General features: G+C 66.1%; 12 protein-coding genes, 4 tRNA genes and 3 rRNA genes. 9 read left to right on the top strand and 10 right to left on the bottom strand.

What is annotated here, in order from left to right:
* Positions 1-49 precede the first annotated feature (49 nt).
* From CYAGR_RS14080 to CYAGR_RS14055, 6 genes are all read left to right on the top strand, one after another.
* Positions 50-131 (top strand) — tRNA-Tyr (locus CYAGR_RS14080).
* Between the two features lie 10 nt (positions 132-141).
* Positions 142-213, top strand: a tRNA-Thr gene (locus CYAGR_RS14075).
* A 115-nt stretch (positions 214-328) separates the two neighbouring features.
* Positions 329-1,066, top strand: a complete 738-nt coding sequence (locus CYAGR_RS14070) for a GAP family protein (protein ID WP_015110504.1) — start codon at positions 329-331, stop codon at positions 1,064-1,066.
* A 32-nt stretch (positions 1,067-1,098) separates the two neighbouring features.
* Complete coding sequence (locus CYAGR_RS14065) at positions 1,099-1,698, top strand: hypothetical protein (RefSeq protein WP_015110503.1); 600 nt, start codon at positions 1,099-1,101, stop codon at positions 1,696-1,698.
* A 68-nt stretch (positions 1,699-1,766) separates the two neighbouring features.
* Positions 1,767-3,191: an aldehyde dehydrogenase family protein gene (locus CYAGR_RS14060; RefSeq protein ID WP_015110502.1), complete on the top strand. Its 1,425-nt coding sequence runs from the start codon at positions 1,767-1,769 to the stop codon at positions 3,189-3,191.
* Positions 3,192-3,249: 58 nt separating this feature from the next.
* The gene (locus tag CYAGR_RS14055) at positions 3,250-4,329 is read left to right on the top strand and encodes a LysM peptidoglycan-binding domain-containing protein (RefSeq protein WP_015110501.1); all 1,080 of its coding nucleotides are present in this window, start codon (positions 3,250-3,252) and stop codon (positions 4,327-4,329) included.
* A gap of 16 nt (positions 4,330-4,345) precedes the next feature.
* Here the strand turns inward: CYAGR_RS14055 and CYAGR_RS14050 are convergent, their stop codons facing one another.
* Both CYAGR_RS14050 and CYAGR_RS14045 read right to left on the bottom strand, forming a co-directional pair.
* Positions 4,346-5,842, bottom strand: a complete 1,497-nt coding sequence (locus tag CYAGR_RS14050) for a RecQ family ATP-dependent DNA helicase (protein WP_015110500.1) — start codon at positions 5,840-5,842, stop codon at positions 4,346-4,348.
* A gap of 106 nt (positions 5,843-5,948) precedes the next feature.
* On the bottom strand, positions 5,949-6,980 hold the full coding sequence (locus CYAGR_RS14045; RefSeq protein ID WP_245552536.1) for a hypothetical protein: 1,032 nt from the start codon (positions 6,978-6,980) through the stop codon (positions 5,949-5,951).
* Between the two features lie 140 nt (positions 6,981-7,120).
* Between CYAGR_RS14045 and CYAGR_RS14040 the strand changes: the two genes are divergently transcribed.
* The 3 genes from CYAGR_RS14040 to mtnC all read left to right on the top strand — a co-directional run bounded on the left by CYAGR_RS14040 (position 7,121) and on the right by mtnC (position 9,689).
* Complete coding sequence (locus tag CYAGR_RS14040; protein ID WP_015110498.1) at positions 7,121-7,330, top strand: photosystem I reaction center subunit IV; 210 nt, start codon at positions 7,121-7,123, stop codon at positions 7,328-7,330.
* Positions 7,331-7,373: 43 nt separating this feature from the next.
* Complete coding sequence (locus CYAGR_RS14035; RefSeq protein ID WP_015110497.1) at positions 7,374-8,222, top strand: DNA-formamidopyrimidine glycosylase; 849 nt, start codon at positions 7,374-7,376, stop codon at positions 8,220-8,222.
* A gap of 63 nt (positions 8,223-8,285) precedes the next feature.
* A complete protein-coding gene (gene mtnC / locus CYAGR_RS19515) occupies positions 8,286-9,689 on the top strand; it encodes an acireductone synthase (protein WP_015110496.1) in 1,404 nt (467 codons plus the stop codon).
* A gap of 147 nt (positions 9,690-9,836) precedes the next feature.
* On the opposite strand, the gene rrf is transcribed toward mtnC, so the two are convergent.
* The 8 genes from rrf to CYAGR_RS13985 form a co-directional block, all read right to left on the bottom strand.
* Positions 9,837-9,953 (bottom strand): 5S ribosomal RNA (gene rrf, locus CYAGR_RS14020).
* Between the two features lie 151 nt (positions 9,954-10,104).
* Positions 10,105-12,980, bottom strand: a 23S ribosomal RNA gene (locus CYAGR_RS14015).
* A gap of 533 nt (positions 12,981-13,513) precedes the next feature.
* Positions 13,514-13,586, bottom strand: a tRNA-Ala gene (locus CYAGR_RS14010).
* A 9-nt stretch (positions 13,587-13,595) separates the two neighbouring features.
* A tRNA-Ile gene (locus tag CYAGR_RS14005) sits at positions 13,596-13,669 on the bottom strand.
* Positions 13,670-13,990: 321 nt separating this feature from the next.
* Positions 13,991-15,475: ribosomal RNA gene (locus CYAGR_RS14000) — 16S ribosomal RNA — on the bottom strand.
* Together the 16S, 23S and 5S rRNA genes with 2 tRNA genes alongside form the textbook arrangement of a ribosomal RNA operon.
* 726 nt (positions 15,476-16,201) lie before the next feature.
* Positions 16,202-17,023 (bottom strand): inositol monophosphatase family protein, encoded by an 822-nt coding sequence (locus CYAGR_RS13995; RefSeq protein WP_015110495.1) that lies wholly within the window; start codon positions 17,021-17,023, stop codon positions 16,202-16,204.
* On the bottom strand, positions 17,020-18,414 hold the full coding sequence (locus CYAGR_RS13990) for a BCD family MFS transporter (protein WP_015110494.1): 1,395 nt from the start codon (positions 18,412-18,414) through the stop codon (positions 17,020-17,022). Before CYAGR_RS13990 ends, CYAGR_RS13995 begins: the two co-directional genes overlap by 4 nt.
* Positions 18,415-18,420: 6 nt before the next feature.
* A complete protein-coding gene (locus CYAGR_RS13985) occupies positions 18,421-20,097 on the bottom strand; it encodes a TolC family protein (RefSeq protein WP_015110493.1) in 1,677 nt (558 codons plus the stop codon).
* Positions 20,098-20,125 lie beyond the last annotated feature (28 nt).

The following is a 20,125-nucleotide window of genomic DNA, read 5'->3' as shown; positions in this document are numbered from 1 at the left end:
GCAGGGAGGAGGCGGGAAGGTCGGCTGGTAAGTTCTGAGGGTGTGGTTCGGGTCGGTGCCCGAGTGGTTAATGGGGGCGGACTGTAAATCCGCTGGCTCTGCCTACGTTGGTTCAAATCCAACCCGGCCCACCTTCCACATGCCCTTGTAGCTCAGCGGTAGAGCACTCCCTTGGTAAGGGAGAGGTCACGAGTTCAAGTCTCGTCAAGGGCTTTCCCCCCCAGCCCCTTCCCCTCCCCGCAACTCCTGAGGCGGCAATGGGGTTCCGTTCGCGGTGGGCCGGGAGCATGCCCGAGAATGCGGGACCTCCGCCGCCCGGACGGTCTGCTTGCCGCCCCTGTTATCTCCCGTCTGCCTCAGCGTTCCCGCGCTCCTGTCTCCGGCCCTGATCACCCAGTCGTCCCTGTTCGGGATCGGCATCGCCTTCAGCCCCCTGCACATCGCGGTGGTCACCCTGCTGCTGCTGGGCCGTGACCCCCTGAAGCGCGCCATGGCCTACGTGGCGGGCTGGGCAGCCGCCAATGCCCTCGCCATCGTGCTGCTGATGGTGCTCGGGGAGACCTTCGCCATCAGCCTCAGCCACGGCGAGCGGGAGCAGGTGCTGATCGACCTGCTCGGGGCCGGCGCCCTCGTGGGCCTGGGGCTGTACCAGCTCACGCCCCAGGCCAACATCGGCGAGGAGGGGATGGCCCTGCGGCTGATGAACCAGCTGCCCGACTTCAGCACCTTCACCCTGGTGCTGATCGGCGCCACCAGCGCCCTGCTCACCCCGGAGAACCTGGTCTTCTATCTCAAGGAGGCCGGCCTGCTGCTGCTCAACGATCCCGGCCTCACCGCTGACGCGGAGGTGACGGGCCTGTTCACCCTGATGGCCAGCTCCCTGCTGCTGCTGCCGCCCCTGGCCTGGCTGGTGAGCGGCGGGGCGATCAGGGAGCCGATCATGCGCCTGGAGGACTGGCTGCAGCACAAGGCCGAGTGGCTCGTGGGGGTCCTCGCCCTGGTGCTCGGGGCCTACCTGCTCTTTGAAGGACTGCACGGCCTCAACCTGCTGAGCGTGGCCGGGTGAGCGCCGGCGGCCGTTAGCGTCGTTGGATTCCCTTGGTCAGCATCCCGTTGCTCCCCGCCGTGCGCCGGACCTGCCTGGCGATCGGTCTGGGCCTTGCCCTGGCCCTGCTGCCCCCAGGAGCTCGCCTGCTGGCCGCCACGGTCTGCGTGCTCACCCCCAGGCTGGCGCTCAATGCCCGGGCCGAGGCCGTGGCCGCCGTCCCGGTAGGAGCCCCCACGATCCTGAGCACCGAAAGCCTTGAGGAGGTGCGGATCGAACGGGCCGGTGAGCTGCTCTGGCAGCAACGGGCTCTCCCAGGCGAGCCCATCGAGGGGCCGATCGCCTGGCCCCTGGCGCCGATCCGCCCGGGCCAGCAGTTTCAGCTGCTGCTGAGGCCCGTGGGCGTCCGCAGGGACGACTTCGCCATCATCCTGCTGGAGGGCGATCCGGCCGAACGGATGGAGCGCGCCCAGCGGGAGCTCGACGGCCTGGGCCGCGATCCGCTCGCCTGGTGGGCCTCCATCCAGCGCACGTTCGACCGGGGCGACCTCAGCCTGGGCCTGGCCCTGCTTTACGCCATTGAAGGCCCGGCCTCCCCCCGGCTCGACAACCTGCGGCGAGCCGTGTTCCAGGCCGGTTGCGGCGCCCCCTGAGCGCCACCCGTCCGGCCGGGGCCGCGGCGGGGAAGGATTTGCCAGCCTGGGCGGAAAGGGCCCCACCCATGACCACACCGGCCGCTCCCGCCAGCCCCAGCGCCAGCCCCTCCCCCCTGACGGTGCCGGTGGCGACGATGCGCGACCTGGTGGAGGGGGGCACCACCCGGCCCCTGGCCTGGCGGCTGGAGCAGCTGGAGCGGCTGGGCCGCCTGCTGGAGTCGGCGGAGCCGGCGATGCTGGAGGCCCTGGCCAGCGACCTGGGCCGCTCCGCCATGGAGGGGGGGTTTGAGCTGGCGGCCCTGCGCCAGGAGCTGCGCCACACCCGCCGCCACCTGGCCGGCTGGATGCGTCCCCGCCGCCGCCCCCTGCCCCTGTGGGCGTGGCCGGGCCAGGGCTCGGTGCGCACCGAACCCCTGGGCTGCGTCCTGATCATCGGCGCCTGGAACTATCCCTTCGAGCTCTGTCTCCACCCCCTGCTCCATGTCCTGGCCGCGGGCAACACGGCCGTGGTCAAGCCCTCCGAACTGAGCCCCGCCTCGGCGGCGCTGCTGGCCGAGCTGCTGGGCCGCCACTTCGAGCCCACGGTGGTCCAGGTGGTGGGCGGCGACGGGACCGTGGCCGCCGGGCTGCTGGAGCGGGAGCGCTTCGACCACATCCTTTTCACCGGCGGGGAGCGGGTGGGACGGCTGGTGATGGGGGCCGCCGCCCGCCATCTCACCCCTGTGACGCTGGAGCTGGGGGGCCGGAACCCGGCGATCGTGCTGGCGGATGCGGATCCGACCATCACCGCCCGGCGGCTGCTGTGGGGGCGCTGCCTCAACGCCGGCCAGACCTGCCTGGCCCCCAACCACGTGCTGGTGGCGGCCGGGGGGCGGGAGGCCCTGGTGGCCGCGTTCCGCGAGCAGGCCCGGGCCCTGTACGGCCAGGATCCCCTGGCCAGCCCTGACCTGGGGCGCCTGGTCGGGGCGGCGCGCTTCAAGTGGCTCCAGGGGCTGCTGGCCCAAGCGCGGGAGAAGGGCCAGGTGCTGCTGGGCGGAGGCTGGGACGAAGCCGGGCGGAGGATCGAGCCCACCGTGGTGGCGGTCGATGATCCCGACGACGATCCGCTGCTGCAGGAGGAGCTGTTCGCCCCGATCCTGCCCCTGCTGACGGTGACGGGCCTGGAGGAGGCCCTGAGGCTGGTGCGCCGGGGCCCGAAACCCCTGGCCCTCTACCTGTTCGGCGGTGGCGCATCCGAGCGGGAACGGGCGCTGGCGGGCAGCGGTTCGGGCAGCCTGGTGGTCAACGACACGGTGATCCAGGGGGGCATGGCCTCCCTGCCCTTCGGCGGTATCGGCCCCAGCGGCATGGGGGCGTACCACGGAGAAGCTGGCTTCCTCACCTTCTCCCATCAGCGCAGTGTGATCTGCCGGTCGCTGCGGCCCGACCCCCCGATCCGCTTTCCCCCCTACGCCGGCAAGCTGGGCCTGGTCCGCCGTCTGATGGGCTAGGGGGGCTGGGCGGGCCTGGACGTGGACCTTAACGTGCCTGCAGCTATCCCTAGTGCCCATGCGCCGCCCCCTCATCGCCCTGGCTCTAGCCATGGTGTTGCCGCTGCCGGCTCTGGCTGCCCAGGTGACCGTCAAGCCCGGTGAGACCCTCTCCGACATCGCCGCGCGCCACCGGGTGAGCGTGACCACCCTGATGAAGATGAACGGGATCAGCGATCCCGATCTGGTCGAAGCGGGCCGGACCCTGACGCTGCCGGGGGGAGCGGCCCGACCCCGGGCCTCCGGCGGCAGCCTCACCGTGGCCCCCGGGGAAACCCTCTCCGAGATCGCCGAGCGGCACGGCATCACCGTCAGCCGGCTGATGCAGCTGAACGGCCTCAGCAAGGCGGACCACATCGAAGCCGGCCAGAAGCTGGTGGTGCCCTCGTCCTCCCGCAGCGCCGCCCCGGTCGCCGCGGTCAACCGCAAGGCCTCCGAGCACGTGGTTCGCAGCGGCGAAAGCCTCTCCCAGATCGCCGACGCCTACGGCGTCCCGATGAAGCAGCTGATCGCCATCAACCGGATCAGCGACCCCGACCTGGTGGAATCCGGCACCCGGCTGCGGCTGAAGCCAGCCAGCGCCCCCGCCCCCAGGCCGGCCGCCCGCCCCGCGGCGGCGGCGAAGCCGGTGCCCAAGCCGGCCGCCACGGCGAGCAGGCCCGCGCCGGCACCGGCGGCCCGCCCCCAGCCGGCCGCGACAGCAGCCAAGCCTGCGCCGGCACCGGCGCAGACCCCGGCCGCCAGCCGCCCCGCCCCCAGCGTCGCCCGGGCCACCCCGGCTCCAACGCGCCGCCCCCAGCCGGCCACGGTGGCCGCCGCCCCACGGCCCGCCAGCACGGCGACAGCGAGCCCCGGCAAGCCAGACTGGCGCAACTACGGCCCCCTGCAGGTGGACTGGGCCAACTGGCAGCCCATGGGCGGCAGCATGGTGGCCCCGACCCTCAATTCCCAGGGGGAATCTCTCTACCTGGCCGTCAACTGCAGCGCTCGCAAGCTCAATGCCACCAGCCAGGCCGGCCAGTGGAAGAGCTGGGATGATCCCCAGGCCGATTTCGAGCAGCAGCTCGTCTCCGACCTCTGCAAGGCCCGCGGCAGCTGAAGCCCACCAGGGCCGTTCAGGCCGACCAGCGCAGGGGCCAGGGATCCCGCAGGTAGCTGCGGCCCACGGGGCGCAGGTAGAGGCGCTGGGCTCCGTCATCGCTCTCACTGATCAGCTCCTCCTGCACCAGCCGGCGGGCGAGCCAGGCCCAGGAGGGCTCGGGCTCCCCGTGGGCACCGGCCAGGTCCTCCGCCAGGCCGCGCAGGTCGCGGCCACTGCGGTCCTCCAGGGCGGAGAGCAGCACGGCGGCCTGGGGGGCCCAGTCGCTGCGGGACGGCGCCGAGAGGCAGTTGTCGCAGCGGCCGCAGGGCGAGGAGATCTCCCCCACGGCCAGGAGCAGGGCCTGCTCCCGGCAGCCCTCCCCTTCGGCCACCGCCTCGATGCGCCGCAGCTGCTGCTGGGCCAGTTCGAGCCGGTGGCGCTCCAGCAGCCGCTGGTCGGGGGGGAGCTGCTGGCCGGCGGAGCGCATGGCCCAGCCCAGGCTGGTGCGATCGGCCGGATCGAAGAGCACCAGGCAACGGGCGGGCAGCCCGTCGCGACCGGCCCGCCCGGATTCCTGCAGGTAGCCCTCGGCGCTGGCCGGCAGGTCGAGGTGCAGCACCAGACCCACGTCGGGACGATCGACCCCCATGCCGAAGGCCACGGTTGCTACCAGCACCGGCGCGGGATGCTCCTGGAAATGGCGCAGGGCCAGCTGGCGGCTCTCGGGGTCCATGCCGGCGTGGTAAGCGATCGCCTCCACCCCGGCCGCCGTCAGGCGCGCGGCCCACTGCTCCACCGAGCGACGGGTGCGGGCATAGATCAGCACCGCCCCACGGGCCTCGCCGATCGCCGCCACCACCTCCGCCAGGGGATCGGAGGGGCGCCGCCGCATCGTGTAGGCGAGGTTGCCGCGGCGGGCGGAGCGCACCTGCACCAGGGGTCGGCGGAGCTGCAGCAGGCGGATGATGTCGGCCCGCACCTGGGGGGCGGCAGTAGCGCTGAGGGCCACCAGCGGCACGCCCGGACAGAGGGCCCGCAGCTGGCCCAGGCGCCGGTAATCGGGACGGAAATCATGGCCCCAGGCGCTGATGCAGTGGGCCTCATCCACCGCCAGGGCCACCAGCCGGCCGGTCTCGAGGGCCTCATCGAGCAGCTGGCGGGTGGCCTCCGCCTGGGCCCTCTCGGGAGCCAGATAGAGCAGCCGCAGCCGGTTGGCCACCAAGCGCTGCTGCAGCTGGCGGCGCTGCCCTGGATCCAGCCCCCGGTGCAGACAGGCCGCCGGGATGCCATGGGCCTGCAGCTGGCTCACCTGGTCCTGCATCAGGGCCACCAGGGGGGAGATCACCACCACCAGACCGTCCCGCACCAGGGCGGGGAGCTGGAAGCAGAGCGACTTCCCCGCCCCGGTCGGCAGCACCGCCAGGCAATCGCGGCCGGCGAGCAGGGCTTCCACCACCGGGCGCTGTCCGGGCCGGAAGCTCTCCCAGCCGAAATGGCGCCGCAGGCTCTCGGTGAGGGGATCGGCCCCCAAGCTCACTCCACCGCTGGTACCGCCAGACCCTAGCTCCCACCAGATATGGGGGCGCCGTGGCCGTTCAGCGCCCAATTCAGTGCAGCGAGCGCCAGTTCGGCAGGCCTCAGTGCAGCGGGGGCGGATCCAGCTGGTCGGGGGACTCCTCCACCAGCTGCAGGCGCACCCGCTTGCCCCCGGCCAGTTCCCCCAGGGACACCCGCATCGTGGTGCCGCTCAGGCTCTGCAGCACAGTGAGCAGCTCCCTCAGATGGGGCGTGCTGCTGCCGCTCTCCACCCAGAGGCGCTCCTGGAGCCCCCCAAGCCGGCGCCAGCTGGTGTGGAGTTTGAGCACGGCGCTCTCCAGGGCCAGGGCCTGGCCGACGGCATCGGCCAGAAGGCCGAGGGCATCAAGCCGCTGGGCCTCCTGCAGGGCCTTCTCCAGGTCGAGGTTCCCCTGCTGGAAGGCCCGCACCGCCAGACCGGCCTCGGCCGCCTTGCTGAGCCACCGGGCCGTGAGCGTCACGTCCTTGACCCGCTCCAGCTCCGGTTCATCCCGCAGCACGCGACGCAGGTCGTCCTGCTGATCCTCGGGCAGCTTGGCCAGTTCCCGCACCAGGGGCGCCACGGCCCGTGGGGGCAGCAGGTTGTCGGCGGTGCGCTGGCGGATCTCCTCCGGCAGCAGGGGGCTCGTGGCGGCGGTGAACTCATCGGTGAGCCGTCGCACCTGCTTGCGGGTGATCTGCTGGCCCTCGTTAGCCGCCTCGCTGATCATCAGCTGGATCTCCGGGTCCGCCTGGGCCGTCTCCAGGAAGGCCCGCTTGGAGAAGTTGTTGACGCTGGCCTCCTCCAGCAGGCCCTCGCCCACCAGGCCGTCGGCCGATTCCGCCAGCTGGATCAGGGTGTAGGCCCGGGTCTTGCTGATCTCCCGCTCCCGCAGCCACTGCAGGAAGCCGGTGCCGCGCCCCTCGCCGCCCCGCCGTTCCCGGTCGCGCACCGAACGCAGGATCCGCCCGCGCCAGATTTCGGTCTGCAGATCGAAACGGTCGCAGACCGCCCAGGCCTCCTCCAGGCGGGCCAGGAACTCCATCGTGCTGAGGGTGTCGCTCTCCGGATCGGGCAGATCCAGGCGCAGCTGGGGGGCCTCGGGCAGGGCCATGGACGGGACCATCGGCGGGGCCGGCGGTGGGTTCGGGGATGCTGCCACGGGGCCGGCAACGAACCGTGACATCGCCCAGGCACGGGCCCCTGATCGCCGGTAGGGTCGCTGCGCAGACCACCCGACCTTCCAGCCCAGCGATGGCCATCTCCCGCGGCGACAAAGTACGGATCAAGCGTCCCGAGTCCTACTGGTACAACGAAGTGGGAACGGTGGCCTCGATTGACACCTCCGGCATCCGTTACCCGGTCGTGGTTCGCTTCGAGAAGGTGAACTACAACGGCTACAGCGGCTCGGACGGCGGCATCAACACCAACAACTTCGCCGAAAGCGAGCTCGTCAAGGCCTGAGCGACAGGCCCGGCCCTCCAAGCCCAGCCCTACGATCCCGGGCATGCCCGAGCTCCCGGAGGTTGAAACCGTACGCCGGGGGCTCGAGCTTCAGACGTCCGGTCTCGTTATCGAGCGTGTCGAGGTGCTCCGCGCCCGCGCCATTGCCAGCCCCGAAGACCCTGCCGATTTCTGCAGGGCGCTTCGGGGCCTTTGTGTGGGCCGGTGGCTGCGCCGCGGCAAGTACCTCCTGGCCGATCTCCAGGCCCCGGACGGCAGCCCCGCAGGCCGCTGGGGGGTGCATCTGCGCATGACCGGCCAGTTTCTGTGGCTGGCGGAGGACCGTCCCCCCTGCTCCCACACCCGGGTGCGGGTCTGGAGCAGGGGCGGCGAAGAACTGCGCTTTGTCGACACCCGCAGTTTCGGCCAGATGTGGTGGGTGCCGCCCGGGGTCGCCGACGAGACCGTGATGGGCGGTCTGCGGCGCCTGGGGCCCGAACCCTTCGGAGCAGATTTCACCGGCGCCTACCTGCGGCAGCGGCTCAAGGGCTCACGCCGTCCGATCAAGAACGCTCTGCTCGATCAGTCGCTGGTGGCGGGAGTGGGAAACATCTACGCCGATGAATCCCTGTTCGCGGCAGGGATCCTGCCCCAGACACCCAGCGGCCGTCTGCCGCTGAGCCGGCTGGAGCGGCTGCGCCTGGCCCTGGTGGAGGTGCTGGAGACCAGCATCGGCGCCGGTGGCACCACCTTCAGTGATTTCCGGGACCTGCAGGGCACCAATGGCAACTACGGCGGCCAGGCCTGGGTGTACCGCCGCGGCGGATCCCCCTGCCGCCGTTGCGGCACGGCGATCCTGCGCGAGAAGCTGGGGGGGCGCAGCAGTCACTGGTGCCCCCGCTGCCAGAGCTGACCAGGCGGCCCGCTCCCGCCGCCCGTTTCGTTCCCAAGCCGTTCCCTTCGTTTCCAATCCCGCGTGACCAGCGCCCTCGCCGTCCAGCTCAGCCAGACCATGGCGGCCATCCATGAGCGCGGCTGGTGCGACGGCACCGGCGGCAACTTCAGCTGCGTTCTCTCACGTGACCCCCTGATCCTGCTGATGGCCCCCAGCGGCGTCGACAAGGGCACGGTCGCCCCGGAGGACCTGATCCAGGTGGACGCCTGCGCGCAGGTGGTGGCGGGCGAAGGTCGGGCCAGTGCCGAGACCCTGCTGCATCAGGAAATCGTGGCGCGCACCGGCGCCGGTGCCGTGCTGCACACCCATTCCCACGCCGCCACCCTGCTGTCCGACTGGTGTCTGGGGGAGGGGAGGGAGGCGGGGGCGCTGCCGCTGCAGGGCCTGGAAATGCTGAAGGGACTGGCGGGCATTGACAGCCACCGCCGCCGTGTGATGCTGCCGGTTCTGGCCAACGACCAGGATCTGGCCCGGCTCAGTGCCACCGCCGGCCCGCTGCTGGGCGACGCCCCCCACGGCCTGCTGATCGGCGGCCATGGTCTCTATGCCTGGGGGCGCGACCTGAGCGAAGCCCATCGTCATCTGGAGATCCTGGAGTGGTTGCTGGAGCAGCGCTGGCGCCGGCTTCTGCTCGAGGCCCTGGGCCAGCGGCATCCCAAGGCCAGCGGCATTCAAGCCGTGCTGCTCGACATCGAAGGAACCACCTGCCCGGTGCCCTTCGTGAGCAAGGTGCTCTTCCCCTATGCCCGTGAGCGGCTCGATGGCTTCCTGCGGGAAGGGGCAGACGAGCCGGCACTGGCACCGCTGATCGAGGCGATCGATGCGGCCATGGCCGCCACCGACAACGGCACCACCCAAGGCGAAACGTTCAGACCCTGTGATGCAGGCAGCTCCGGTCATCAAACCAGCTCCGACGGCGCAATCAACCACCTGAGCAGAGTTCGCTTCCTTCAGGAGCTGATCGATCAGGACCGCAAGCTGCCCGCCCTGAAGGAACTGCAGGGTCTGATCTGGGACCGGGGGTATGCCGACGGCGAACTGCGCTGCCCCCTGTTCGACGATGTGGCCCCGGCCCTTCGGGCCTGGCGCCGGGCCGGGCTGGAACTGGCCGTCTACTCATCAGGTTCAGTGAAGGCGCAGAAGCTCCTCTACCGCCACAGCAACGCCGGCGATTTGAGCGGCCTCTTCAGCCACTGGTTCGATACGACGACCGGCGCCAAGGGCGATGCCGCCAGCTACCGGGCCATCGCCGCCGCCATGGGTCTGGAGCCCAGGGCGATCCTCTTTGTGAGTGATGCCAGGGCCGAGCTGGAAGCGGCCCGCACCGCCGGCATGGAGACCCGCTTCAGCCAGCGCCAGGACAACCCCGAACAGGACCCCGGTCCCTTCGAGGTAATCACAAGCCTGGCACGGATCGACGTCTGATCCTGTTCACCAACAGGGCCACCGTCCGCCAACCGTGCCACAGGCCTAAGGCTCAGGCTTTGCCTGCAGCCAAAACGCATGCCAACAGAAAAGCCACCCTCCTCGGGTGGCCTCTCCTCATCGCCCCTTCTCAGGAGCTGAAGTTTTACCTGGCATCGAGCTATTTTCGCAGGGGGCTACCCCCCAACTATCGTCGCCGCTGCTGCGTTTCACAACCGAGTTCGAGATGGATCGGTGTGGTTCCACAGCGCCATGGACACCAGGATAGAGTCCCCACTCTCACCACAAACGTGATAAAGAAAGGGGGTGAACCCTGAAAACTGCATAGGTTAGAAACAACACACTTGGTGCTATCTCCTCTGGAAAAGTCGTCATTCCTCCGTCCCTTTCAGAACGGCAGGCTTAGAACCAGGTGTTGGTCAAGCCCTCGGTCTATTAGTACTCCTCCGCTTCACCGGTTACCCGGCTTCCACGTAGAGCCTATCAACGGGTGTTCTTCCCGTGACCTTACTGGCTAACGCCATGGGAATACTCATCTTGAGGTGGGCTTCCCACTTAGATGCTTTCAGCGGTTATCCTCTCCGCACATGGCTACCCAGCGTTTACCGTTGGCACGATAACTGGCACACCAGAGGTGCGTTCCTCCCGGTCCTCTCGTACTAGGGAGAAATCCTCTCAATATTCCTGCGCATGCACCGGATATGGACCGAACTGTCTCACGACGTTCTGAACCCAGCTCGCGTACCGCTTTAATGGGCGAACAGCCCAACCCTTGGGACCGACTTCAGCCCCAGGTTGCGATGAGCCGACATCGAGGTGCCAAACCTCCCCGTCGATGTGAACTCTTGGGGGAGATCAGCCTGTTATCCCTAGAGTAACTTTTATCCGTTGAGCGACGGCCCTTCCACACAGAACCGTCGGATCACTAAGGCCGACTTTCGTCCCTGTTCGACTTGTAGGTCTCACAGTCAAGCTCCCTTCTGCCTTTACACTCGTCGGCTGATTTCCAACCAGCCTGAGGGAACCTTTGCGCGCCTCCGTTACCTTTTAGGAGGCGACCGCCCCAGTCAAACTGCCCACCTGATACTGTCCGGTCCCCGGATGACGGGTGACCGTTAGAACCCTAGCTCTGAAAGAGTGGTATCTCACCGTTGGCTCACCATCACCCACAAGCAATGGATCAAAGCCTCCCACCTATCCTGCGCATTCAGAGCCCGGGCACAATACCAAGCTACAGTAAAGCTTCATAGGGTCTTTCTGTCCGGGTGCACGTAGTCCGCATCTTCACAGACAATTCTATTTCGCCGAGCCTCTCTCCGAGACAGCGCCCAGATCGTTACGCCTTTCGTGCGGGTCGGAACTTACCCGACAAGGAATTTCGCTACCTTAGGACCGTTATAGTTACGGCCGCCGTTCACCGGGGCTTCAGTCGCCAGCTTCGCTTACGCTGACCAGCTTCCTTAACCTTCCGGCACTGGGCAGGCGTCAGCCCCCATACATCGTCTTGCGACTTAGCGGAGACCTGTGTTTTTGGTAAACAGTCGCCTGGGCCTCTTCACTGCGACCACCTTGCGGTGGCACCCCTTCTCCCGAAGTTACGGGGCCATTTTGCCGAGTTCCTTAGAGAGAGTTACCTCGCGCCCCTCGGTATTCTCTACCACCCCACCTGTGTCGGTTTCGGGTACAGGCCGTCATGCCTTAACGGGTATAGGGCTTTTCTTGGAAGCTTGACATCACCCACTTCGCTGCCGTAGCAGCTCGTACTCACGCCTCAGCTCAAAGTGTTTTCTCCACTTCTCAACGCCTCGAACGCTTGAACCAGTAACCAACGTCTGGCTGGGCTAGCCTTCTCCGTCCCCCTTCCCAAAACATGACAGGTACAGGAATGTTGACCTGTTGTCCATCGACTACGCCTTTCGGCCTCGCCTTAGGTCCTGACTAACCCTCCGCGGACGAGCCTGCCGGAGGAACCCTTAGGGTTTCGGGGCATGGGATTCTCACCCATGTTTTCGCTACTCAAGCCGACATTCTCACTTCCATGCAGTCCACGCCCGCTTACGCTAACGCTTCACCCCACATGGAACGCTCCCCTACCATTTAACAAGTTAAATCCGCAGCTTCGGTAGACTACTTAGCCCCGTTCATTTTCGGCGCAGGATCGCTCGACCAGTGAGCTATTACGCACTCCTTTGAGGATGGCTGCTTCTAGGCAAACCTCCTGGTTGTCTGGGCAATCCCACCTCCTTTATCACTGAGTAGTCATTTGGGGACCTTAGCTGGCGGTCTGGGCTGTTTCCCTTTCGACCATGGAGCTTATCCCCCACAGTCTGACTGCCTAGTTTCACACAGGGTATTCAGAGTTCGTCTCGATTTGGTACCGCTCTCGCAGCCCGCACCGAAACGGTGGCTTTACCCCCCTGCTATAGCACTAGACGCTACGCCTCAACGTATTTCGGGGAGAACCAGCTAGCTCCGGGTTCGATTGGCATTTCACCCCTAACCACAGCTCATCCGCTGATTTTTCAACATCAGTCGGTTCGGACCTCCACTTGGTATCACCCAAGCTTCATCCTGGCCATGGTTAGATCACCCGGGTTCGGGTCTATAAACACTGACCAACGCCCTATTCAGACTCGCTTTCGCTATGGCTCCACCATTTCCGGTTTAACCTGCCAGTGCCTATAAGTCGCCGGCTCATTCTTCAACAGGCACACGGTCATCCTATGAGTAGGACTCCCATTGCTTGTAAGCTCACGGTTTCATGTTCTATTTCACTCCCCTCCCGGGGTTCTTTTCACCTTTCCCTCGCGGTACTGTTTCGCTATCGGTCACACAGGAGTACTTAGCCTTACGAGGTGGTCCTCGCGGATTCACACGGAATTTCACGTGCTCCGTGCTACTCGGGATACAGCTAGGCCAGTTTCGCTTTCGCGTACGGGGCTTTCACCCTCTATGGCGCGCCTTTCAAACGCTTCCACTAACGTCCCTGGTCCACGTTGCTGTCCCACAACCCCGATGGTCGAAACCATCGGTTTAGGCTCTTCCCCGTTCGCTCGCCGCTACTTAGGGAGTCGTTTTTACTTTCCTTTCCTCCAGCTACTAAGATGTTTCAGTTCGCTGGGTTGGCTCGCGCCACCCTATGGATTCAGGTGGCCGTTCTAGGGGTTGCCCCATTCGGAGATTCCCGGATCAAAGCGTGTTTCCAGCTCCCCGAGACTTTTCGCAGGTAACCACGTCCTTCATCGCCTCTGTGTGCCAAGGTATCCACCGTGAGCCCTTTGTAGCTTGACCAATTAACACTCCCAACGTTCAGGGTTGTTGAGACCCATTCTTCTGCTTTCACCTGCTTACGCTTTTCATGGAACAATCCACCGCTGCGGTTGCCCGTCGCGGTCTCTCGTCCCATTCAAACTCAAGCGGTTTGAAAGGCAGAATCTGACTCTTCCCTCCTCGGCGGAGAGAAAAGACGCTGGAAGCTCTCGGCTCTAAACTCAAGAATCTCCCAGTCGGCCGCCTCCTTCCCCCGGCAGTACCAAGTTCCGTCCACGTCCGTCTGGGCATCCATGAGATGCTTTCTTTTCCAGACTCACCTATGCAGTTGTCAAGGTTCTTTGCTGGCTCCACTGACGCACCCACTCACTTCTGAGCTGGCGATCAGCGAGTCCAGCTTCCTTTCAACCTGGTCAGAATCAGGCCTCACACATGGTGAGCCGAATCATTGGGAATGAAAGGAGGCTGGAGTCCTCAGCTGAACATGTCCGGTCACTTCACCCATCAGAATTCCTCCTGATGCAGCTTCATGTTGTGGTCTTAACCTGGTTGGATGGAGGTTAGCGGACTCGAACCGCTGACATCCTGCTTGCAAAGCAGGCGCTCTACCAACTGAGCTAAACCCCCAAACACGAATGGGCCATCCTGGACTTGAACCAGGGACCTCACCCTTATCAGGGGTGCGCTCTAACCACCTGAGCTAATGGCCCAGGAACAATCACTCTGACAGTGGCTCCCCCAGCCACCCATCGTTTCCTCTCCCTGGCGGGACCGAAAACGTTGGCTGTCTGGCAGAACCCTTGGTGGGGTGACCTAGACAAAGTTTAGGAACTGAAAACGAGTCCATCACAACATCCTCAGAATCCTCCTTCCTGCTCTTGCGAGCCTTCTGGACTCTTCCTTGGCTTTGATGGCTCACCTTGAGGTACCGATCGACCTTCGAGATGACAGGACCGTGGCCTGAGACAAAGGTGCTTCCCAAACTTACGCTTGGTCGGCGCTCAGACATCACGATCAGTTGTGTCTCCCTGTTAGGAGGTGATCCAGCCGCACCTTCCGGTACGGCTACCTTGTTACGACTTCACCCCAGTCATCAGCCCCACCTTCGGCGTCCTCCTCCACAAGGGTTGGAGTAACGACTTCGGGCATGGCCAACTTCCATGGTGTGACGGGCGGTGTGTACAAGGCCCGGGAACGTATTCACCGCAGTATGCTGACCTGCGATTACTAGCGATTCCTCCTTCACGTAGGCGAGTTGCAGCCTACGATCTGAACTGAGCCACGGTTTATGGGATTAGCTAACTCTCGCGAGCTTGCAACCCTTTGTCCGTAGCATTGTAGTACGTGTGTAGCCCAGGATGTAAGGGGCATGATGACTTGACGTCATCCACACCTTCCTCCGGTTTATCACCGGCGGTCTCTCTAGAGTGCCCAACTGAATGCTGGCAACTAAAGACGTGGGTTGCGCTCGTTGCGGGACTTAACCCAACATCTCACGACACGAGCTGACGACAGCCATGCACCACCTGTCTCTGCGCTCCCGAAGGCACTCCCTCGTTTCCAAGGGATTCGCAGGATGTCAAACCCTGGTAAGGTTCTTCGCGTTGCATCGAATTAAACCACATACTCCACCGCTTGTGCGGGCCCCCGTCAATTCCTTTGAGTTTCACACTTGCGTGCGTACTCCCCAGGCGGAACACTTAACGCGTTAGCTACGACACCGAGGGGGTCGATTCCCCCGACACCTAGTGTTCATCGTTTACGGCCAGGACTACAGGGGTATCTAATCCCTTTCGCTCCCCTGGCTTTCGTCCATGAGCGTCAGTTATGGCCCAGCAGAGCGCCTTCGCCACTGGTGTTCTTCCCGATATCTACGCATTTCACCGCTACACCGGGAATTCCCTCTGCCCCTACCACACTCAAGCCTTGTAGTTTCCATCGCTGAAATGGAGTTAAGCTCCACGCTTTAACGACAGACTTACAAGGCCGCCTGCGGACGCTTTACGCCCAATAATTCCGGATAACGCTTGCCACTCCCGTATTACCGCGGCTGCTGGCACGGAATTAGCCGTGGCTTATTCCTCAAGTACCGTCATGTCTTCTTCCTTGAGAAAAGAGGTTTACAGCCCAGAGGCCTTCATCCCTCACGCGGCGTTGCTCCGTCAGGCTTTCGCCCATTGCGGAAAATTCCCCACTGCTGCCTCCCGTAGGAGTCTGGGCCGTGTCTCAGTCCCAGTGTGGCTGATCATCCTCTCAGACCAGCTACTGATCGTCGCCTTGGTGGGCCATTACCCCACCAACTAGCTAATCAGACGCGGGCTCATCCTCAGGCGAAATTCATTTCACCTCTCGGCATATGGGGTATTAGCGGCCGTTTCCGGCCGTTATCCCCCTCCTGAGGGCAGATTCCCACGCGTTACTCACCCGTCCGCCACTAGCCCGAAGGCTCGTTCGACTTGCATGTGTTAAGCACGCCGCCAGCGTTCATCCTGAGCCAGGATCAAACTTTCCGTTGTAGATCCAACCCTCTTGGTCCGCTTTCACTTCCCTCAGCTGGATTTGCCTCTCACCATCCCCGCAGACTGGCGTCTACGGCAACGTCGGGGCCACCAACGCTCTCGCGCTGGGTTCAAAGAGTGCACCTCTCGCTTTCCGGCTTGCTCCCCTTGCGGAGACCATCGGTCCCCTTGCGGGCAGCCCACCAGGCCACGATTCGTGACTTTCCCGAATCTCAGATCCGGTTCGCAACCGGTCGCACCATCAAAGGGCCTTCCATCTCCGCTGAAATCTCTCCCAGCCGATGGCGCCACTCCAAACCTCGGCGCGTCGTGAGAACGCACCTCAGTTCCTTGATCGCTTTGACCCGTCGCTTGTTTCTTTTGACGGGACCTCACACCTCCACCGCTCTTCGTCCGCTGCTCTCCCTCTCAGGACATCCCGCTCCACACGTCCCTTCCAGGACGGCTTCCCTCCGCGGTAACGAAGGACACAGGCGCTTTTGGCTCAAGCCCCTACGGTCTCCCGCATCTGCTCCTTGCCTCCAGCAGCAACCGACGCAGTGGAAGCGTCAGTTCCTAAACTTTTTTGGTTGTCCAGGTTCTGCCGCTCCACCCCTTCCGGGGCTCTCGCGGCGCGTCGCCTCCCGGCGACTCAGAAAACTTACAACACCGTCGGCTCGCGCCTCTCGATCCCGTAAGCCTGCTCCCCGCTCAAGCTCTCGCTCTCTGGGGCGCAGTCCAAAATCATATCACGTGCTTCGTGGGCTCCTTGCTCTCCAGGGCCTCCGCCCACGGCATGAACCGTTCCAGCGTCTCCTGCCGGTTGGCCACCAGCACCGGGAAGTCCGTCAGGGCCAGGTCCTGGCCCGGCTGCAGCCCGCGTGGGCTCGCCCCCAGCCAGCGCAGGGGACATCCCAGCTCCTCAAGCACCAGCCAGGCCGCCGCCAGGTCCCAGATCTTCGGGGTGGCCTCCAGGGCCGCCATGGTCTGCCCCATGGCCACCGACACCAGATTGAGGCTGGCGACACCCAGCAGCCGGATCTTGCCGGGAAACGGGCGGTGGGGCAGCTTCTGGAGCACCCGGATCGAGCGGCTGCAGAGCGAGGCGCAACCGGCGTTGTGTAGCTGCAGGGCAGGCGGCGGAATGGGCTTGCCATTGCGCCAGGCCCCTTGCCCCCGGATGGCGACGATCCGCTGACGCAGCGGCGGCACATCGAGGATCGCCAGAACCGGCACGCCGGCCTCGAAGCGGGCCATGGAAATCGCCCAGTAGGGGATGCCGGCGGCGAAGTTGGTGGTGCCATCGAGGGGATCCACCACCCAGTAGGCCGGCGTGGCGGGCACCTGCTGGCGGCCCTCCTCGCTCAGGACCCCCTCACCGGGGAACAGCTCGGCCAGTCCCTCCACCAGGGTGGCGTCGCTCCAGCGATCGCAGGCCGTGATGAAGGACCCATCCGCCTTCAGGTCCGGCTGGCTGTGGCCGAAGTCGGCCCGCTGACGTTCGGCGACCCGGTCGAGCAGGGACTCCAGACGGGAATCGAGGGGGTGCGGGGTGGGGGCCTTCATCCCATCTCCATCTCCAGAACCTGGCTGAGGCTGTGGGAGGTGTCCTCCCGGAACTGGCGCACGTTGACATACCCCAGCAGCAGCAGGGCCGCCAGGGCCACCAGTAGCTCTACACCGAGCACCAGGGCGAAGGGGCCGTAGGGCCCGTCCCCGAGCGGCAGGGCACGGCCGATGTCGTACAGCCCGCCTCCCAGGAGCTTGCCGATCGCCCGGGACAGGGCCTGGGCCAGGCCCCAGACGCCGACAAACGTGCCGGCGGCCTGGGGCAGGGTGAGGTCGAGCATCAGGCAGAGGGCGCTGTTGGTGCCGATGCCGGCCGCCAGGCCGAACAGCACCATCACGGCCTGCAGGAAGGGGATCCGGGCCGTCAGGCCCGCCACCAGCAGCAGCAGCAGGGACAGGGCGATCAGCTGGCAGCCGAGGCGGGCGGTGGCCATCTTCCCGAGCCGGGGCACCACCCAGAGTCCTGCGACCAGCAGGCCCACCAGGGTGCCGACCCCCCAGAAGGCGTTGAGCTGGGCGGTGGCGGCGATCGGCATGGCGAACACCTGGGCGCCGTAGCTCTCGAGCACCGGATCCTGCAGGAACAGCGCCAGGGTGAACAGGATCAGGAAAGAGAAGAAGATCAGCACCTGGCGGCTGGAGGTGATCAGGGTCCAGGACTGCCGCAGACCGATGGCGTCCTCCCGCCTGACAGCCGTCCCGTCGGTGCGCTCCCGCAGCGGGGATTCCATGCCCCAGGTGGCGACGACGGTGAGCAGCATCACCACCCCGGCCACGGAGGCCATGAACTGGGAGAGGGTCGCCTCGAGCACCACCGGATCGTTGACCCCGTCCAGGGAGCGCAGACTCACTCCGATGGCCACGGCGCCGATGACGATGCCGACCGTGAGCATGCACCAGATGATGCTCACCGCCCGGGGCCGCTCCTGTTCGCTGGTGCGGTCGATCACCAGGGCCAGGTAGGGGGTGGTGGCCAGGGAGACCGCCAGGCCGTAAAGGGCGAACAGGCCGCAGAGGGCGGCGATCCCGAACGCGAGACCGGGTTGGCTGCCGTCCTCCAGCAGACGCCCCACCCGGAAGATCAGCGGCACCGACAGCACGGCCATCAGGCAGAAGGCCGCCGTGCCGAGCAGGACGTAGGGGACCCGGTGGCGGGAGGCCAGGGGGTGGGCATCGGAGATCTGGCCGAACAGTACCCGGGAGGGGGCCACGAACTGCTCGAAGGCCAGGGCCCCGCCCACCAGCAGTCCGGGGAAGCCCAGCTCACTGAGCATGATCCGGTTGAGCAGACCCGAAAAGATCACGGCCAGGCAACCGAGGCAACCCTGGAAAAGACCCAGGCGCACCGTGGCGGGGAGGGTCAGGCCGGGGCGGAGGGGCGATGACAACGGGCGTCAGGACCCCGGCGGCATCGCCTCGGACCCGGTGGGGCTGCCGGCCCGGCAGGCCGGGATCAGGGGCTGGGGCTCCACGGGGATCTCGGAGGTGCCGGCCGCCCTCGGGCTGGTGGCCGGCAGAGCCTGGCGCTGGCAAAGGCCGACCTGGTCGAGGCCGGTGAAGCGCCGCAGGCGAGCCAGGGCCTTGTTGTAGTCGGAGATGGCCGTCGACCAGCGCACCTCGGCCTGGGTGAGGTCGCGCTGGGTGTCGACCACTTCCCGCTGGGTGGTGACACCGGCCTGGAAGCGCAGCCGGGCCAGCCGCAGGGATTCCCTGGTGGAGATCACCTCGCGGGAGGTGGTGGTGATGTTGCGGTTGTTCTTCTCGAGTTCGTAGAAGTTGGTTTCCACCTGCTGGCGGATCGCGTCCCGCTGCTGGGCAAACTGGAAGGAGTTCTCCTGGGCCACCTGCTTCTGGCGGCGGTAATTGGCCCGGGCGGCACCGCCATCGAAAAGGGTCCAGCTGAGGTTCAGGCCCACCGTGTTCTCCACCGACCAGCCCTCGTTGCCGAAGTTGACCCCCGGGGTGCTGCGGTTGGCGAACTGCACGCCCCTGGTGCGACCGCCGGTGAGGCTGTAGGCGATGTTCAGGAAGGGCTGGGCCGCGCCCAGGGCCGCATTGGCCTCGCTGTTGGCGATCGAGATGTTGAGCAGGACGTTGTCGAGCTCCTCGCGGAAGGCGTAGGCGGCGATGATGCTCTCCTGCAGCGACGGCAGCCAGGAGCCCACCACCCGCGAAGGCTCCTTCGAGGTGGGGGTGACGTCCTGGGGCAGGTCGAGCAGGGCGGCCAGGGCACGGCGGGCGATGGCCTGGTCGGACAGACCCTGGGTGAGCACCTGCTGGTCGCGGGCCAGCTGGGTTTCGGCCTCCAGCACCTCCAGCTTGGTGGCCACGCCGGCCTGGAAGCGGGCCCTGGCGTCCCGCAGGCTCACCAGGGAGGAGCGCACCGACTCCTGGCCGATGCGGACCGTCTCGTCGGAGACCTGCAGATCGAAGAAGGCCTCGGCCGCCTCCAGGCGCCGCGCCCGAAGGCCAATCAGGTACTGGTTCTTGGCCTGCTCGAAACGGTCGCGGGCGGCGGCGATCTGCGGCGTGCGCGTCGGGTTGATCAGGCCCCAGCTGGCCTGGAGCACGGCCGACATCCGCCAGATGCTGGTGATCGTGTTGCCGGGCTGCTGGCCGGTGCCGGTGAAGGCGCTGCTGAACTGCTGGCCGCCGGAGTAGGTGGGCAGGCTGTTGGCGTTGAGCTGGATGGTTGGATACCAGAGGGCGATCTGGGCCCGCAAGGCCGACTGGGCCTGCTCCACCTGGCTGGCGATCGCCTTGAGCTCGGGGTTGTTGACCTCGACGAGGGTTTCCACATCGGCCAGGCCGAGGGGGCGCAGCTCCCGGATGCGCACCTGGGACGGCTTGACCGGGAGGGCCAGCGGGTTGGGGGCGACCAGATCCTGGAGACCCGGGGGCAGCTCCTTGGCGGCGGGCGCCAGCACCGTGGGGTTGGACTTGGGCCTGGGACCCTTGACCTCAGGGGCCAGAGGCAGGGGCGGGGGGGCCGGAAGGCTCGGGGCGGCAGGGGCTGGGACGGACTGGGCCCGGACCGGCAGCGCCTGGAGGCCGAATGACGGGAGCACCACCAGTGCCGCAAGCAGGAGTGGTTGGCGC

The sequence above is a fragment of the Cyanobium gracile PCC 6307 genome (assembly GCF_000316515.1).
Taxonomy (GTDB): domain Bacteria; phylum Cyanobacteriota; class Cyanobacteriia; order PCC-6307; family Cyanobiaceae; genus Cyanobium; species Cyanobium gracile.
Note: the sequence above shows the minus strand (reverse complement) of the source record. Positions and strands in the feature narration are given on the sequence as shown.

What these genes read in the sequence shown, in the direction of transcription:
- CYAGR_RS14035 (WP_015110497.1), top strand. Translation starts at nt 7,374, where the DNA reads ATGCCCGAGCTCCCGGAGGTTGAAACCGTACGCCGGGGGCTCGAGCTT.
- CYAGR_RS14045 (WP_245552536.1), bottom strand. Translation starts at nt 6,980, where the DNA reads ATGGCCCTGCCCGAGGCCCCCCAGCTGCGCCTGGATCTGCCCGATCCG.
- CYAGR_RS14060 (WP_015110502.1), top strand. Translation starts at nt 1,767, where the DNA reads ATGACCACACCGGCCGCTCCCGCCAGCCCCAGCGCCAGCCCCTCCCCC.
- CYAGR_RS13995 (WP_015110495.1), bottom strand. Translation starts at nt 17,023, where the DNA reads ATGAAGGCCCCCACCCCGCACCCCCTCGATTCCCGTCTGGAGTCCCTG.
- CYAGR_RS14040 (WP_015110498.1), top strand. Translation starts at nt 7,121, where the DNA reads ATGGCCATCTCCCGCGGCGACAAAGTACGGATCAAGCGTCCCGAGTCC.
- CYAGR_RS14055 (WP_015110501.1), top strand. Translation starts at nt 3,250, where the DNA reads ATGCGCCGCCCCCTCATCGCCCTGGCTCTAGCCATGGTGTTGCCGCTG.